A 15,928-nucleotide genomic window follows, 5' to 3' on the forward strand; every position below is an offset into this window, starting at 1 on the left:
ATTTCCTACATTTTTCCATCTAAGTATTTACCGGTTTCTTTATGGTCAAACTCAGGGATCATTTTATTAAATAACGTAACTATTTGTGTTTTAGTCCAAGCTTGCTCTCTTTTCATGGTGTTGATTTCATGTTCAAACATATTCAACAGTTTCTCATCAAATTCAGCAGAATGCTTTATCACCCCAAGATCAGTAAAACGATCCATATCTAGCACATCTTTGTGGGTAAAAAACTCTTCAACATCTTTCTCACCAGTGGTATCACTTTGAGTAAACAAACAAGGCCACTTCCCCTGCCTCGGTAAAGAATGAACTAGCTCTCTAGCCTCGGTTTCACCTTTGCAAAGATAAGGTTCATAACCTAACTGGGCCAAATATTTAACGGCAATATCTGCAAAAGAAACCAGCGGTAAAGACTGAGTTTGTTTAGGGAAAAAAATGTCACGGTTATCACCTAACAAACAAGACATTAAACATAACTCACCCGACTCTTGTGGCGTAACAAAGTAACGCTTCACATCATTAGGTGCCACAATCGGCTGTTGTTTCAAAATACGTTGATTGAAACTGTGTAAAAGGGAACCATCTGAGAATGCGACATTAGCAAACCGCGCAGTTGAAATGCTTAACTGATGACTGCGGCGCATCAAAAACATCTCCATAATTCTTTTCGATGATCCCATCATATTAACAGGGTTTGTGGCTTTATCAGTTGAAACACAAAAGTATTTTTTGACACCCGAGTTGATAGATTGCAGGATAGTTTTGTCGGTATTAAACACATTTACATCTATCATTCGCATCAAGGTAAAAGGATCTTTCTCGCTACGTACATGCTTTAAGGCTGATAAGTTCAGCACATAATCATACTGACCATCAGTCTTGATAAACGCATTATACTCAATAGAACCAATATCAAGCGCGAAGCTTTGAAAATCACCTGTAATATAGCCAAAAGCACTTCGAATATCCCGAACAAGTTCAACTAAATTGTTTTCACTAATGTCAACAACATGCAGTTTAATTGGCTGTCTTTTAAAGATTTCTTTTGTCACAGCTTGACCAATGGTACCAGCTGCGCCTAAAACCAAAAAACGTGAGTTGGCAACTATCGTATTTAGCTCGGAAGCTAATCTCGAAACATCACTATAGAGTAAAGGAAACTCCCTTCCAATTAACGATAAATCAAACAATTGCATTCGTTGAATTCCTTCTTTAAATCAATAGCAGATACATTGCTATACATTCACTGTCAAAAAATTATCACAATTGAAATACAGCAATAATTATTCCAAGAAATTAATAGATGGACATAAAGCTACTATAAGAGACTAGAAAGCAATTTACTACTTGATTGTAAAGTAAATAAATCGCTTATCAGTGAGTATAAACCAGATAACTAATGAGGCAGGGAAGTCGACTAAAAAAAATGAAAGCTTAAGCTTGAAAATGAGAAAGGAAATATATGGTCTCCCCACAGGGACTCGAACCCCGATCGGCCGCTTAGGAGGCGGCTGCTCTATCCTGTTGAGCTATAGAGAGACCCTGTGATTATACTGAGTTTATAATTGATTTAAACCCTTTAAATTTAACTGCTTATTTCTTAACCTGGTTTATTAGCCTAGTTTCTTAGCTTGAACTCTTAACCTTACTCTTAACCTTATGCATGACGGTCATGATGATCAGTTTTTAATCGCGATATCATTTACTTGGATATTGTCTGCTGCATCGATGCCGTCAAATATGGCTGTGGCGCTGTCTTCACTGACTTGCTCGATTACCACACTCGCTCGGCTTTTGCTGGCGATGGGGCGCATGGTGTTTAAGCGATCTGGGATATTTTTTTGCAATACTATCTGAAACTTATCACCCATTTTTACGCCATTTTTGCGGCCTAAATTGATGATAACTCTATCGCCTTGTCTGGCAACAATTTGGCCTAATAGTGGCCTGCAATTTAACTGGTTATCTAACGTCAGTATGCTTTGTTGAAAGATTTCAATAATAGACTGGCCGTAGGATGAGCGCCAAAAACGTTGATTAGCCGGTGACACCACTTCTTGTTTTTCAAATTCCCAGGGTGCCGATGTGGCAAAAGTTTCTGTCCACACCACTTCGCCGCTAATACCATGATAAAGAGTGAGTTTTATCATGAATTGTCTTAGTGGGTATTCTTCACTGAAACCTAAAAAACCACTTTCGGCAGGCTCAGTTGAAATATCAATAATATCGGGTTGTAGTATGTACTGACTTTCGGTGATTTCGCCTAACCATGTCGGGATGCGGTAACCTCTAAAATTAACCAATTGGTTAGTATTATCAATTTTTTCATTGGCGTGTACACGAGCAAAACTATAACGAGACTGAGCATTGATCATCTTGCCGAGTTTTTCGGTTATCTGTTGTTCAAAATTGGCCAGTTGCCCGTATCGAAGCTGAGCGCGATCTTGAAGATAAGATTGCGGCAACATAATCGCGGCTTTTAATGATTGGCTTTTGCATTGGGCGTTAGGTTCTGGTTCGGTGAGTTCTAATTGCAAAACCACTGTGATGGTATTTTGGCTGATCATTTCGCTCATCAACTCAACATTATTAGCCGACCCCATACGCTGAATTTGAAACGTATCCTGGGTTAATCGCCCCTGATCGATTGATTGCTCACTGGAAAAATTAACCCCCGCTTTTAAGCTCGCATAATTTAATGCCTGACTGATGGCATCTTCGCGGGCTTTATCGATATCGCCATTGACAATTTTAGCTCTGCCGGTGACCTCGACTTGTTCTGCAAATGCCGTGTTAACCTGAAAAAAGCTCCACAGTAACATCAGTGCAAGCGCGAATGCTTTATGGCTGGTTGCTTGTTTAATAAGGCTTGTTTGCGTCGGCATACGATGTCCTAATGTCAAAAAATCGTCAGTTTTGCCTATTAAGGCACATAAAATATTACGACTAACGCGATAGTGTTTAATTAGTATAAATTAAGCAAAAATCGCGCCACTAACATATTTATGTGCATTTAAGCCTTTAAGGATTAAATCTAGTAAAGCTTTTACGCTATTTGCCGATACAGATTTAGCGTTCATTGACGGCTATGTCGCAGTCAATAATGGCTTAAGCATCAATCTTGCACGTTTTGATTGAGTGCCATTAATGCAACATATCGCGTCGGCGACATTTTTAAAGGAATCATCATGATTAACAGGCTTATCACCCCAGTTGCTGTACTTGCGTTGTTGTCTGTCGCAGCGTGTAGCCAAACGCCTAACCCGGCGAATAATTTAGCGTTTAATAATGATGGCAAATACGTCAAAGTTAAAGATGAATATAACGTTTCTCATAAGCAATTAGCGTACGACATTCAAGATGCCGGCTTGGCGCCAAAAGGCCAGATTAATGTATGGGCCGAAAAGTTAGTCAATGAATTGGTTGTGCAAAATGATGCACTTCGCCCTGATCAGCCGTTATTAATCACTACGCCTGTTTTAGCTAATAATTTAAATGCCACCAATGAGCTGGCCTTACAATTACAACAAGGTTTGTTAGCCGCGTTTCATGCGCACGAATTTAATTTAGTGGATATGAATGTCGCCACCAGCTTGCGTGCTACGGAGCAAGGCGAATTTATGTTAAGCCGTGATTGGCAATTATTGCCATCCGGTTTACCTGTGGCACACGTGTTAGTGTCAACCATGACCATGACCCCTGAGGGCATTGTGTTTAATGGCCGCGTTGTAAACGTCACCAACAACCGCGTTTTATCGGCAGTGCAATCTTTTGTCGCTGCGTCAAGTTTGTCTGGTTATTTACAAGAGTCTGAATTAATCGAATCTCGTAATGGTTTGCTGTACCGTCATGAGAAAAAAGGCGATAGCCGTTATACCGTATTGGGAGATAAGCTATGAAGTCACTGATGTTCGTTATGATTTTGGTGCTACTCGGCGGCTGCGTCAATAAAGATAAATATGTGCAGTGGGAAACTGAAGCGCCCTCTTCATTCCCTACGTTAACAGCGGTAGGTTATGCACCGCTAGCGACGCAACCTAGCCCTGAAGCGTCTCACCGTATTTTAATGGCAATGCAAGCGTCGAAAATTGCCGCCTACCGTGAACTCGCTGAACAAGTTTATGGTCAAAAGATTTCAGCTAACAGCGATGTCAGTGAGTGGTTATTAACTGACGACAATATTAAGTCCAGCGTCAGTGGCATTATTCGCGGCGCGAAAGTGGTTAAGACCTACCCTTCTGGTGAGTTTTATGTCACTGAGTTAGCCTTAGACTTTAAGCAAGTATGGCAATTGTACGAACAACAGAATCGCCCTAAACGTGTTAAAAAAGTCACTTATTTTTAAATATGCTCCTCTAAAGTCAAAAGCATTACATCCACAGGGTGAGATCGCGAACGTTTTATGAACAAATCGAAGGTATTTATCAAACTACATTTATTCGGAATGTTATCACTTCATGAATGATTGGAAGTGATTCTACATTGAAATCAATTATTGTGAGCGAAAAACGTACACCCATGTGGTTACCCTGATTACATCCAGTGTACACAACAGACTTGATAATTAATGTATAATCCTAATTGTGTTAAAACCAATTTACATGCTAATTTTTATTTACTACCTAGGGACTCATGATGAGTGATTTATTCACTAAAAACATGGACATTATTGAAAGCCGATGGCCACTTTTAGCACCATTAATAAAAAACCAATCAATTGAGCATTTTGATGCTCAATTAATAACTGGCAATACTCAAACAATTAGCGTAGATGGCATACAGTTAAGTAGCCGTCATGATAGAGTTAATGAAGCTAAACGGTTAATCAACTCTTTACCTAAAAATACTCAAACAGTTTCAATTTACGGTATTGGAATGGGTGATTTACCTTCTTTTTTGATTGATAACGAATCAATATTGCAAATTAAAGTTTATTTATTCAGCTTGTCACTTTTCAATCTATTGATTTGTTATACAGATCAAACTGAATGGCTAACAAATCGAAAAGTTGAGTTGTTAGAACCGATAAATATAAACACCTTGGATAAAGTGTATTTATCATCTACACCTGATTTAATCCTTGTTAATGATAAGTATGCTAGAATAAGAGACTTAATCATTTATGATAAAAATATTGATTATGTGAACGGTAATCACGAAAAACAACGGCGAGAAATCAACACTAGATTTATTGAAAACCTTAATTACTTAAAGCTGGATAGTGACATCTCAGAGTTAAAAAAAAAATACCACAATCAAGAAGCTCTAATTATTGCAACTGGGCCTACACTCGAAAAGCATTATGATTATTTGCTAAGCCTTCAAAGCCTAAATGAAACGAAGAAACCTTTACTCATCGCTGTAGATACCGCTTTAAAAGCCTTAAATAGCAGAAACATCATCCCAGATATTGTTATTACTCTCGATTATCATATTACTGAAGCATATTTCCCTAAAAATATATCTCCTAGTATTAATTTAGTTTATTTCCCAACGTCTTCTTTGGATGTTATAAAAAAATGGAGCGGTTCTAGATTCAATGCATTCCAACAAGGAAGGACATACAGCGATAAAACTTTATCTAAAACAGAATTATTTAGCAGTGGAAGTATTGTCCATCCAGCTATAGATCTTGCTGTTTACTTAAACATTAAAAATATAACATTATTAGGTTGTGACTTTTGCTATCCAGGTAACAAAACACATGCTTTTTGGGATGATGGTGCATTAGGAGTAACATTAAAATTCCATAAACATCATTGGGTTTTAAATGGCAGAGGTGAGAGAGTTGCTACAGAGTTAAATTTTAGAGCATACTTAAGAAGCTTAGAAGTTTATATAGCGTCTAAACCTGAAGTTAATTTTTATCAATCTAGCTTAGAAAGCGCTTATATCGAAGGCACAACATTCAAAGAGTTAACATTATGACAACATCCATACTCGTATCACAACTAGTAAAAACATCTAATCTTATGAGGTCTGGGAAAGAAGCTGAAGCAGCTCAACAGTTTCACAAATGCATTGATTTACTTGAAACTGAATTGATAAGTCATAGGAATCAACAATCTATAATAAATATTCTACCATTGATCCTTGCTGCTCAAGAGCGAAACGACTGGCTCTCTCTGGCAGACTTTTTAGAATATGATTTAGTTGAAATGCTATGTTATTAGAACCGCTAATTGTAACGACTGAAGGAATATTATCTGCCTACTGTAATCATGTCTATTTCAATATCGTACCTGTATTTAGGACTACTAATATCAATTGATTTGCTACTTGTCACATATGAATCAACAATCACTACTCACTGAAAAGCAATAGTATATCGAACAACGGATTGGTGACTGTTTACACAATGACGGAGATCATCAATGGCTCCAAGATATTGCCCAAAGAACATTAATGATCTCGTCTTGTAAGAACTAATCCTATAATCGAACATTTTTAAACTTTTTCTGTGAATTTTAATAACTTCCTAGAGAGCCATTCATAGTAGAGCTCATTACCATGGATCCAGTCGTGCTGACCATCTGAATACGATACGTTCGAAACATATTCCATTGGCTCAGTAATTTCCTCGTCAAATAATCTAGCTGCATCAAAGAAAGGAATATCGAACTGCTCCAATACATAACGAAGTGCACTATGATATGCATAGATTATTTTCGAAGCAGATTTTGACTCATCAAAGTACTGAGAAAAGGGCGGATCTGAGACCACGATTACATTATGCCCATTGTCTTTTAGTGATATCAATATAGATAATTGTTCAGATTGATCTTCATGGAAAAAATCTACAAAATTTTGTAATCCTAATGGATTATTAATTCTACTATCTTGCGCTTGTAACCAAGCTGCAAATCGAGCAGCATTTTGATGCGTTTGCAATCCAATATTACTAATAATAATTGATTGTTCATTATGACCTAACTTCTCATGAGATTTTATATTTAGTAATGCGGAAGCCCAAAGCTGCCTAGAAGGTGCATTTTCCAGAGGGACAAAATATTCTGTTTTACAAAGCGCAAATTTCTTTTGAGCAAATCCAGAACCGTTCATGATCATCCCACCAGAAAAAGGAGTATTCAGAGCTTTAAGTGCAGTTGATAATTTCCCCATATGGCTATCACCGACGAGTGTTATTTGCGTCAAAGCTTGGCTTTGTGATGATTGAGATAATAAACTGAAAGCTTCGAGCTGTTCTTCTTCACATGCAATTTCATTGATTGCACTACTAATTGGTGGCTTAATCAATGTATTACTAACATTTAAAGCGGTTTGAAAATGTTTCATTACGTATTCAACACCACTTGCGGAAACCGTCCTTCTATTATCTTCGAATCTAAAGTCATTATTTGAATTAACTGAAATAATTTCAAATGAAGGGAAATAGTTCATATCTTCAAAAGAATCAGAAAGGTAACCAGCAACTGCCCGCAACACCGCTTTTGAATATTGACTCGCGACAAGGATGTGTTTATCTGTAGCCGTCGCCGTTAGCGGCACAGGTGATACGGTAAGTATAATATTAAGGTTAGGATTGAGTTCTTTCAAACATTGATGGATTTTTAACAAATCTGACAATATTTCATTATAATTAAATTCATGCAGCTTATAAATTTCTTTATCAAATTTTCCCGCAATAATTCCAGGGCAACTTGGGTAGTATATGTTATTACCATCTTTCCAAGCTTCGGTTAACCCTAAAGTAAAAATAAGAGTGTTTGTTGAAGACAAGGTACTAATCAACTCTTCCTTTGCTTCAAGACGAGAATACTCTAACTCGCTTTTCGATGTAAAACCTTGTGGATAGACATTTGGCCTGAGTAAATCAAGATAGGTGTCAGTTTTCTGGCAGTAATATATATCATGTTGATGATTTTCATTATTATCTAACTTTAGCCACTGCAAAAAGCACCGTGGTGTATAGATGTTTCCTAAAGCAAAACTAGATACTTGGGTAGAATCTAATTTGCTTTGAATAAAAGGATAATTATTGTTTATTAACCACTTACCTACATGTTGAGCAAAGCATGACCCTATGGAGGCGATTGCTCCTTTTTTACAGTCAATTGCTAGGTTACTAAGTAATTCAAATTGTTCTGTTCCTAAATTGACTTGTGCAACACCAGTTTTCCAAAAATGCTGTTGCTTTTGTAATTCATATGGCGATAAATTTTTTGTTGTCATCGTTTTATACTCATTGTTATGAAAGCTAGATGCCAATTATTAAACAATTTAAAAATTATGCACATTTTGCGCCAGCATAGCTGTTATATGAAAGACCTTTTCAAGATAGTTGATATTTATTTCTTAAATTTATGATAATTTACTTATTTTCGAATTTATTGTTAATGAAAATTTTACTAATAGAATATTAATTTAATTGTTCCGACAAAAATGCCGCTGATATCAGCGGCATTTTTTGCTTTAAAACGTTCTATCTATCTATCAATTTAAAACGTTAACTTAAACACCAAGCCAAATGCGGCCTGGTCTTCTATGTCTTCGGTGACATCAGGCTCGCTCAGTTCCATTTCGCCGCCAAAGTAGTAACCGGCATAGGCGTTTACACTCACATTGTCGGTGGCTTTCCAGCCTGCGCGGACAAAAGCAACCCATTCGTCGATCTCAATGGTTTGATCGTCATCTGCTATCAAAAAGCGCTCTGTCCGTTTTGAACTACCGATACCAAAATCAATATCTGGGCGATACTGATAGCTCAGTTCTAGGCCTGCTGGGCCACTAAAACCGGCTTGAAACGGGTTAGCTAGCACTAACTTGTCGTTGATTTGCCAGCGAACGGCTAAATACGGCACGGTGCGCACTTCGGAAATATCATTTAAATACGCCACACCAAAACCCAACATATTACCTGAGTCAAAACGGTACATACTGGATGCTACAACACCATAGCTTTGGGCATTAGATGATGAGGCAGTATCGGCATAAGCATATTTTAATTGCGGTGCCACTAAAAACATCCAGTGATTATCTAGACGATATGTGATTGATAACCCTGCGCTGTATTGATGAACCGTTGACCAGTCTTGCTCGTTAGAGCGTAATGGCGTGGCCTGATTAATGCGCCAATCGTAATCGAGGTTGTCGTAACCGACATTCGCCCCCAGTGACCATTGACGATTTAATGGCATTGAGGCTGAAAAACTGGTTTTCCAGGCGTCACGCTGAAGCTCATTAGCACCAACATCGGCAGTAGCTGCGGACGTACGCGCAACCGTTAATGAAAATGGTGAACGGTCTGGCGCGGCTAAGGCCTGTTGGCTGAGTAATAACCCTGGGATTAACAATAACGATTTAATCAATAAGCTCAGAGTATTGGGCTTAGCGATAACAGCTTTATAAGATGTCATAACGATGTGCATCCTTTCAAAATAAAATGATGAGTAGCGTAAACTATCTGAACCAATACTGATTTAGTCGCGCTTCAGTTCAAATCCTAGGTATTATTTTATCGCAACTTTGTGAGCCCGCAAAAACATCTCAGCGGTATCTTGTAAGTATTGTTGTCTACTTACTAACAAGTGATCAGTCTCTAATGCTAATTCTAAGCGTAATTTTAGCTCACCAAATAACATTAAACATAACCTTACCGCACTGTCGTGAGGGTTAGCGAAATAATACTCACCGTGTTGGTTAACCTTGGTTAAATATTCGCGAATTAATCCCAAAATATGTTTTGGCCCTGCATCGTAAAACAGTTTGGACACTTCTGGGTGAGTCTCTGCTTGTGCGACGCAAGTTTTAAATACAGTCATGGTGTCTTTACTGACTATCAATTCACCAAACTGTTTGGCAAATAGCAATATCACTCGCTGCGGATCGGTTGCATCAATTAAGGCATCGTCAGTGAGTTGATGTACTACACACTTAGAGTCTATTGCGGCAACGAACAAATCATCTTTAGAGCCAAAGTGCGAGTATACCGTCTGCTTTGATACACCCGCATGTTTGGCAACCTCGTCCATACTGGTTAACGGAAAACCTTTGTGGCAAAACAACTCCATTGCCGACTCAAGCACTTGATTGCGCTTTTGTTCACTGCGGCTCAAGTTAACTTGTTCGTCATTGTTTGTGGCTGACGTCTCTTTTGTCATGTGTTTTCCATAGGCTTAAACGAGCGTAAAAATTGAAGGGTTGTATCTGTACAATTAAATCATCATAACCAAAAATAGACTGGACAGTCTAGTTTTATAAAATTAGACTACCAAGTCGAGTTAACAATTAAGTTACATCTTACGGTATGTCGTGCAGGCTTCTGCCATTCCATATTGTTAACGATGAGTCATTGCCAAACCACATATCGCTTTAAGGGAATAATTATGTTTGCTGTCAGGTCATTCACCCAACATCTTCGCTACTGTGCATTAGGGTTGAGCATAATGCTATTAAGTGGTTGTGGCTCTGAGGTTAAAGAGCATTCGCAAACCGTTGAGTATCAGTCGGTATTAGCGCAAAGCTTAGTGCTTAATGATCGTTACCAACAAATGCAAACCTATACCGGTACCATCCGCTCAGCAAACACCACAGGCATAGGATTTGAGTTAGCGGGTAAACTCAATAATATTGTGGTAGACAGTGGTGATGTGGTCACAAAAGGCCAGGTGTTAGCCCAATTAGACACCGACTTATTAGTTGCAGAAAAACAACAACTAGAAGCAAGCCTATTACAAACTCAAGCCGATATTGATTTAGCCAAAAGCACCCTGGTGCGTACTGAAAAATTGAAAACGCAAAACTATGTGTCGGCGCAACAACTCGATGAAACCCAGCAACAGGTGATTAGCCTTCAAGCCAATCAAAAGCGCATTGAAGCCAGCTTGAGCGCCGCTAAGTTAAAGCTTGAGAAATCAACCTTACTCGCGCCATTTGATGGCGTCATTAGCCAACGTTATCATAATCTTGGTGAGGTGATTGCCCTTGGCAGTGCGGTGTTTAATTTAGTCGGTAACAGCCAACCTGTGGCTTATATTGGTGTGCCGGTTGATATCGCGCAGCAATTAACAGCGCAACAAGGTGTCGACGTGCGTGTAGGCAAACAAACTTTTACCGCCAAAATTGCTGGGATAAGTGCTGAAGTCAACACCATTAGCCGTACGGTACAACTCAGAATTCAATTGCCCGATTCTGCTAGAGTGATTAACGGTGAAATCGCTTATCTGGTGTATCAACAAGACAGTTTAACCGAAGGCTATTGGGTGCCAATGTCGGCATTAACCGACGGCGTCCGCGGTTTATGGAATGTGTATGTTTTGGTACAAGATGAACAACCGCTTTATCAAATTGAGCGCAGAGATGTTGAAATTATTTATACAAATGAACAACAGGCTTATATCAAAGGTGCCATACAAGCCAATGAACTGATTGTGACAGACGGCTTGCACAAAATAGTGGTAGGCCAAAAAGTGACCCTGGCTAAAGCGCAATCGTTGGAGGCGCTATGATTAAGGCGTTTCTTGAAAATGGTCGCTTAACCAGCTTATTTATCGCGCTATTAATTGTTGCAGGATTGGGCGCCATATCCAGTTTGCCGCGCACAGAAGATCCCCACATCACGAATCGATTTGCCTCGGTTATCACTCAATACCCTGGCGCTTCTGCCGAGCGCGTAGAAGCCTTAGTCACTGAAGTGCTTGAAAACCAATTACGCCGCCTGGAAGATTTAAAGCTGGTGCAGTCGACATCGCGCCCGGGCATTTCGGTTATTCAACTGGAATTAAAAGATACGGTTATTGAAACCGACCCGGTGTGGTCCCGTGCACGAGACTTAATCGCAGACAGCAAGTTTTTATTACCTGAAGCGGCACAAAATGGTGTGTTAGATGATCAATTAGGTTATGCCAGCACCGCGATTTTAGGTGTGGTGTGGGCAGATGATTCACCTGTTCGAGCTGATATTTTAAATCGCTATGCTAAAGAACTACAAAGCCGTTTACGCCTATTGAATGGCACTGACTTTGCCAAACTGTATGGCGCCCCAGAAGAAGAGATATTGGTTGAGCTTGACGGCAATAAAATCAGTCAGCTGCATCTTACCCCTGCCAGTATTGCAGCGATTTTGTCTAATGCCGACAGTAAAATATCCGCTGGAGAAATCAATAACAGCCAGTTTAGAGCTTTAGTTGAAGTCTCGGGTGAACTCGACTCACAAAACCGTATTCGTCAGGTCCCTTTAAAAGTTGATGAATATGGCCAGATTATCCGCTTAGGTGATGTGGCGACCATTACTCGCCAGGCAAAAACACCTGCGAGTAGCATTGCTCTTATTGATAGTCAGCAAGGCATTTTGGTTTCTGCCCGCATGCTTAACAATAATCGAGTGGATTTATGGCAACAACAAGTTAGCCAAACCATTGAGGCATTTTCGGTGAATTTACCGGCTAACATTGAAGTGCAGTGGTTGTTCGATCAACAAAGTTACACTCAAGACCGGCTCGGCGATTTGGTGATTAACTTATTACAGGGTTTTATTATCATCCTTGTGGTGTTAATGCTCACGCTGGGCCTACGCAATGCCGTTATTGTGGCGATATCACTGCCGTTAACAGCCTTGTTCACACTCACGTGCATGAAATACACGGGATTACCCATTCATCAAATGTCGGTGACAGGGCTAGTGGTTGCACTGGGTATTATGGTTGATAACGCGATTGTCATTGTCGATGCCATTGCTCAGCGTCGCCAGCAAGGCATGAGCAAGCTCGAAGCGGTATCAAAAACTCTACATCATTTATGGCTGCCACTAGCGGGATCAACTATCACCACCATGCTAGCATTTGCGCCAATTGTGTTAATGCCTGGTGCTGCGGGTGAATTTGTCGGTGGGATTGCGATTTCGGTGATGTTCGCCCTTTTGGGTTCGTATATTATTTCACACACTATTATTGCTGGCCTTGCAGGTCGCTTTAGTCGCAGTGAAAAACCTACAGCCTGGTATCAACAAGGTATGGCATTTCCAAAAATTAGCCAGGCCTTTACCGCGAGCTTACGCTTTGCTTTGCACCGCCCGATACTGACTGCTGTGGTTATTGGTATTTTGCCTGTGGCAGGCTTTTTTGCTGCGGGAAAAATGACTGAGCAATTTTTCCCGCCATCAGACAGGGATATGTTTCAGCTAGAAGTTCACTTAGCACCACATGTCAGTATTGAACATACCTTGGCCCAGGTGAAACTCATTGATGCCAAGCTACAAAAGATAGATGACATTCTTGCGGCAACCTGGGTAGTCGGCGGTAACACGCCGTCGTTTTACTACAACTTAACTCAGCGCCAGCAAGGGGCAACGAATTACGCCCAAGCGATGATAAAAGTCACCGATTTTGTTGCTGCCAATCGATTAATTTTACAATTGCAAAAAGAGCTTGATAGAGAATACCCGCAAGCGCAAATACTGGTGCGAAAGTTAGAACAAGGCCCGCCGTTTAACGCTCCTGTAGAGTTACGAATTTATGGCCCTAATTTAGACACACTAAAAACACTGGGCGAACAAGTGAGAGGTATTTTAAATGCCACACCCGATGTGATTCATACCCGGGCAACCTTGAGTTCAGGTGCGCCAAAAGTGTGGTTACAAGTGAATGAAGACGCGAGTTTAATGAGCGGCTTAAGTTTAAGTGACATAGCCAGCCAAATTCAAATGGCCACCACCGGGATTATTGGTGGCAGTATTTTAGAGCAAACAGAATCGTTACCTGTGCGAGTTCGTTTAGGCGATACCAGTCGCGAGCAAACAACTCGTTTAGCCGAAATAAACCTAGTATCACCTTCAGGCTCTGGCATTCCCCTCTCTGCATTATCTTATAATGAGGTTAATGTGAGCCGCGGCGCTATACCGCGTCGTAATGGTGAGCGGGTTAACACGATTGAAGCCTACATCACTAGCGGTGTATTGCCGGCACAGGTATTAAATGACGCAAAAGGTGAAGTGGCCAAATTGGTTATTCCTGCGGGTTATCATGTCGAAATCGGTGGCGAAAGTGCCAAGCGTAATGAAGCGGTAGGCAACTTATTGTCTAACATTGTGTTGGTATTCACCTTACTGTTAGCAACAGTGGTGCTGTCGTTCAATTCATTTAGATTAACGGCCATTATTTTACTCAGCGCCTTTCAATCTGCTGGTTTAGGTTTGCTAGCGGTATTTGTGTTTGGTTACCCATTTGGTTTCACCGTGATTATCGGTTTATTGGGATTGATGGGATTAGCGATTAACGCCGCCATTGTCATTTTGGCAGAGCTCGAGGATGTGCCTGACGCTAAACAAGGTAATTTGGCGTTAATAATCGATACTGTCAGCAGCTGCGGGCGTCATATTGGTTCAACCACCATTACCACTATCGGCGGTTTTTTACCGTTAATTATTGCTGGCGGCGGGTTTTGGCCACCTTTTGCCATCGCCATTGCCGGCGGCACATTACTGGCGACCATGTTGTCGTTAATATGGGTACCGGTGATGTATTTACTGTTGATGAAACCGCGAAGAGCAATTCGACAAGGGCAAGCCGTTACGAGTTAACAGTCACAAGTTAGCTGTAACGAGTTAGCTGTAACGAGTTAGCGGCGTAAACGCAAAGTAGCAGCCAATAAAAAACCGCTTTATTTCTAAAGCGGTTTTTTTATGGGTTAATAGCAGAAGATTAATCTTCGCTTTGACGGTCCATATTCTCTGTATTCTCAAGCCATAAGGCGTTAATAATACCGAATGAACACGCCAGTAACACACCTAAAATCCACGCAAAATACCACATAGATGTTGCTCCTTAATTTAGTAAAGTGACGTTTTATTGTTTTCAATAAACTCACGATTTAAACGGCCAAACATCTTGTAATAAGTCCAAGCTGTATAACACAGTATTGTTGGTACAAAGATAGCGGCAACAAAGGTCATCACTGTTAAGGTCATTTTACTCGCGGTAGCATCCCACATGGTCAAGCTAATATTAGGCTCTAATGACGAAGGCATAACAAATGGGAACATTGCAGCACCACAAGTCAGAATAACGCCAGCTACAGCAAGTGAACTAAATAAGAATGCAAAACCACAACGATTTAAGCGACTGGCTAAAACCACTAATATTGGCATTAATAACCCTAATGCTGGAAACAGCATAGTAATAGGGTATTTGTCATAGTTAGTTAACCAAGCACCCGCTTCAATCGCAACTGTTTTAACGGCTGGATTTGACGGACCAGCAAGATCGAGTGGCGAGGTAATAACAAAACCATCAATACCATTAGCTAACCAAACGCCTGCTGCACCAAAGAATACAAATAATAAACCGCCACAAATTTGCGATACCTTAACACTGCGTACCCTTAACTCGCCTTCGGTCTTCATTTGTAACCATGAAGCACCCTGCATAACAAACATAGTGACACTGACTAGACCGACTAATAAACCAAACGGATTTAATAAACCCAAAAATCCACCATGGTAAGTCGCACGCAAGTATTCATCAAAGTTAAATGGAACACCTTGAAGCAAGTTGCCAAATGCTACACCAATGATTAATGGTGGTACAAAACTGCCGACAAATAATGCATAGTCCCATGATTTACGCCATCTTGGGTCTTCAATTTTAGAGCGGTAATCAAATCCAACTGGGCGTAAATACAATGCAAATAACACGAGCATCATCGCCACATAAAAGCCCGAAAACGATACCGCATACACCATAGGCCAGGCAGCAAACAATGCACCAGCAGCGGTAACCAACCATACTTGGTTGCCGTCCCAGTGCGGTGCGATAGTGTTAATCATAATACGGCGTTCAGTATCGTCTTTACCAATAATGGGTAATAGCATACCCACGCCCATGTCAAAACCATCAGCAACAGCAAAACCAATAAGTAGCACACCAATTAGTGCCCACCAGATAAATCTTAATACTTCATAATCAAACAT

13 protein-coding genes and 1 tRNA gene are annotated in these 15,928 nt (G+C 40.3%); 6 read left to right on the forward strand and 8 right to left on the reverse strand.

The genetic code is table 11. The features are described 5' to 3' along the window. Positions 1–5: 5 nt before the first annotated feature. From AC19MX_RS01985 to AC19MX_RS01995, 3 genes are all read right to left on the reverse strand, one after another. Positions 6–1,199 carry a UDP-N-acetylglucosamine 4,6-dehydratase gene (locus AC19MX_RS01985; RefSeq protein ID WP_432405583.1) on the reverse strand — a complete coding sequence of 398 codons (1,194 nt, stop codon included), beginning with the start codon at positions 1,197–1,199 and terminating at the stop codon, positions 6–8. A gap of 267 nt (positions 1,200–1,466) precedes the next feature. Next, positions 1,467–1,542 (reverse strand) — tRNA-Arg (locus AC19MX_RS01990). 140 nt (positions 1,543–1,682) lie between these two features. Continuing rightward, complete coding sequence (locus AC19MX_RS01995) at positions 1,683–2,888, reverse strand: flagellar assembly protein FlgT (protein ID WP_432405581.1); 1,206 nt, start codon at positions 2,886–2,888, stop codon at positions 1,683–1,685. 303 nt (positions 2,889–3,191) lie between these two features. On the opposite strand from AC19MX_RS01995, the gene AC19MX_RS02000 reads away from it, so the two are divergent. The 4 genes from AC19MX_RS02000 to AC19MX_RS02015 all read left to right on the forward strand — a co-directional run bounded on the left by AC19MX_RS02000 (position 3,192) and on the right by AC19MX_RS02015 (position 6,176). Then, positions 3,192–3,902: a FlgO family outer membrane protein gene (locus AC19MX_RS02000; protein WP_432405578.1), complete on the forward strand. Its 711-nt coding sequence runs from the start codon at positions 3,192–3,194 to the stop codon at positions 3,900–3,902. Next, a complete protein-coding gene (locus tag AC19MX_RS02005; protein WP_498296441.1) occupies positions 3,899–4,348 on the forward strand; it encodes an LPP20 family lipoprotein in 450 nt (149 codons plus the stop codon). Before AC19MX_RS02000 ends, AC19MX_RS02005 begins: the two co-directional genes overlap by 4 nt. A gap of 290 nt (positions 4,349–4,638) precedes the next feature. Further along, entirely contained in the window at positions 4,639–5,931 is a 1,293-nt protein-coding gene (locus AC19MX_RS02010) for a motility associated factor glycosyltransferase family protein (RefSeq protein WP_432405570.1), read from the forward strand. Next, entirely contained in the window at positions 5,928–6,176 is a 249-nt protein-coding gene (locus AC19MX_RS02015) for a hypothetical protein (RefSeq protein WP_432405567.1), read from the forward strand. The genes AC19MX_RS02010 and AC19MX_RS02015 overlap by 4 nt, the downstream gene beginning before the upstream one ends. 274 nt (positions 6,177–6,450) lie before the next feature. Here AC19MX_RS02015 and AC19MX_RS02020 read toward each other — a convergent pair whose 3' ends face one another. From AC19MX_RS02020 to AC19MX_RS02030, 3 genes are all read right to left on the reverse strand, one after another. Beyond that, positions 6,451–8,196: a GSCFA domain-containing protein gene (locus tag AC19MX_RS02020; RefSeq protein WP_432405564.1), complete on the reverse strand. Its 1,746-nt coding sequence runs from the start codon at positions 8,194–8,196 to the stop codon at positions 6,451–6,453. A gap of 266 nt (positions 8,197–8,462) precedes the next feature. Next, positions 8,463–9,380: an autotransporter outer membrane beta-barrel domain-containing protein gene (locus AC19MX_RS02025; RefSeq protein WP_432405559.1), complete on the reverse strand. Its 918-nt coding sequence runs from the start codon at positions 9,378–9,380 to the stop codon at positions 8,463–8,465. A gap of 93 nt (positions 9,381–9,473) precedes the next feature. After that, complete coding sequence (locus AC19MX_RS02030) at positions 9,474–10,124, reverse strand: TetR/AcrR family transcriptional regulator (RefSeq protein ID WP_432405556.1); 651 nt, start codon at positions 10,122–10,124, stop codon at positions 9,474–9,476. A 225-nt stretch (positions 10,125–10,349) separates the two neighbouring features. On the opposite strand from AC19MX_RS02030, the gene AC19MX_RS02035 reads away from it, so the two are divergent. Then, positions 10,350–11,471: an efflux RND transporter periplasmic adaptor subunit gene (locus AC19MX_RS02035; RefSeq protein ID WP_432405553.1), complete on the forward strand. Its 1,122-nt coding sequence runs from the start codon at positions 10,350–10,352 to the stop codon at positions 11,469–11,471. After that, positions 11,468–14,539, forward strand: coding sequence for an efflux RND transporter permease subunit (locus AC19MX_RS02040; protein ID WP_432405548.1), 3,072 nt, complete (start codon positions 11,468–11,470; stop codon positions 14,537–14,539). The genes AC19MX_RS02035 and AC19MX_RS02040 overlap by 4 nt, the downstream gene beginning before the upstream one ends. Positions 14,540–14,660: 121 nt before the next feature. Here the strand turns inward: AC19MX_RS02040 and cydX are convergent, their stop codons facing one another. Continuing rightward, positions 14,661–14,771 carry a cytochrome bd-I oxidase subunit CydX gene (gene cydX / locus AC19MX_RS02045; RefSeq protein WP_059747876.1) on the reverse strand — a complete coding sequence of 37 codons (111 nt, stop codon included), beginning with the start codon at positions 14,769–14,771 and terminating at the stop codon, positions 14,661–14,663. Positions 14,772–14,788: 17 nt separating this feature from the next. Then, positions 14,789–15,928, reverse strand: coding sequence for a cytochrome d ubiquinol oxidase subunit II (gene cydB, locus AC19MX_RS02050; protein ID WP_432405543.1), 1,140 nt, complete (start codon positions 15,926–15,928; stop codon positions 14,789–14,791).

This window comes from Shewanella sp. MF05956, assembly GCF_059758055.1.

Coding starts and splice junctions, on each gene's coding strand:
- AC19MX_RS01985 (WP_432405583.1), bottom strand. CDS start 1,199: ATGCAATTGTTTGATTTATCGTTAATTGGAAGGGAGTTTCCTTTACTC.
- AC19MX_RS01995 (WP_432405581.1), bottom strand. CDS start 2,888: ATGCCGACGCAAACAAGCCTTATTAAACAAGCAACCAGCCATAAAGCA.
- AC19MX_RS02000 (WP_432405578.1), top strand. CDS start 3,192: ATGATTAACAGGCTTATCACCCCAGTTGCTGTACTTGCGTTGTTGTCT.
- AC19MX_RS02005 (WP_498296441.1), top strand. CDS start 3,899: ATGAAGTCACTGATGTTCGTTATGATTTTGGTGCTACTCGGCGGCTGC.
- AC19MX_RS02010 (WP_432405570.1), top strand. CDS start 4,639: ATGAGTGATTTATTCACTAAAAACATGGACATTATTGAAAGCCGATGG.
- AC19MX_RS02015 (WP_432405567.1), top strand. CDS start 5,928: ATGACAACATCCATACTCGTATCACAACTAGTAAAAACATCTAATCTT.
- AC19MX_RS02020 (WP_432405564.1), bottom strand. CDS start 8,196: ATGACAACAAAAAATTTATCGCCATATGAATTACAAAAGCAACAGCAT.
- AC19MX_RS02025 (WP_432405559.1), bottom strand. CDS start 9,380: ATGACATCTTATAAAGCTGTTATCGCTAAGCCCAATACTCTGAGCTTA.
- AC19MX_RS02030 (WP_432405556.1), bottom strand. CDS start 10,124: ATGACAAAAGAGACGTCAGCCACAAACAATGACGAACAAGTTAACTTG.
- AC19MX_RS02035 (WP_432405553.1), top strand. CDS start 10,350: ATGTTTGCTGTCAGGTCATTCACCCAACATCTTCGCTACTGTGCATTA.
- AC19MX_RS02040 (WP_432405548.1), top strand. CDS start 11,468: ATGATTAAGGCGTTTCTTGAAAATGGTCGCTTAACCAGCTTATTTATC.
- cydX (WP_059747876.1), bottom strand. CDS start 14,771: ATGTGGTATTTTGCGTGGATTTTAGGTGTGTTACTGGCGTGTTCATTC.
- cydB (WP_432405543.1), bottom strand. CDS start 15,928: ATGTTTGATTATGAAGTATTAAGATTTATCTGGTGGGCACTAATTGGT.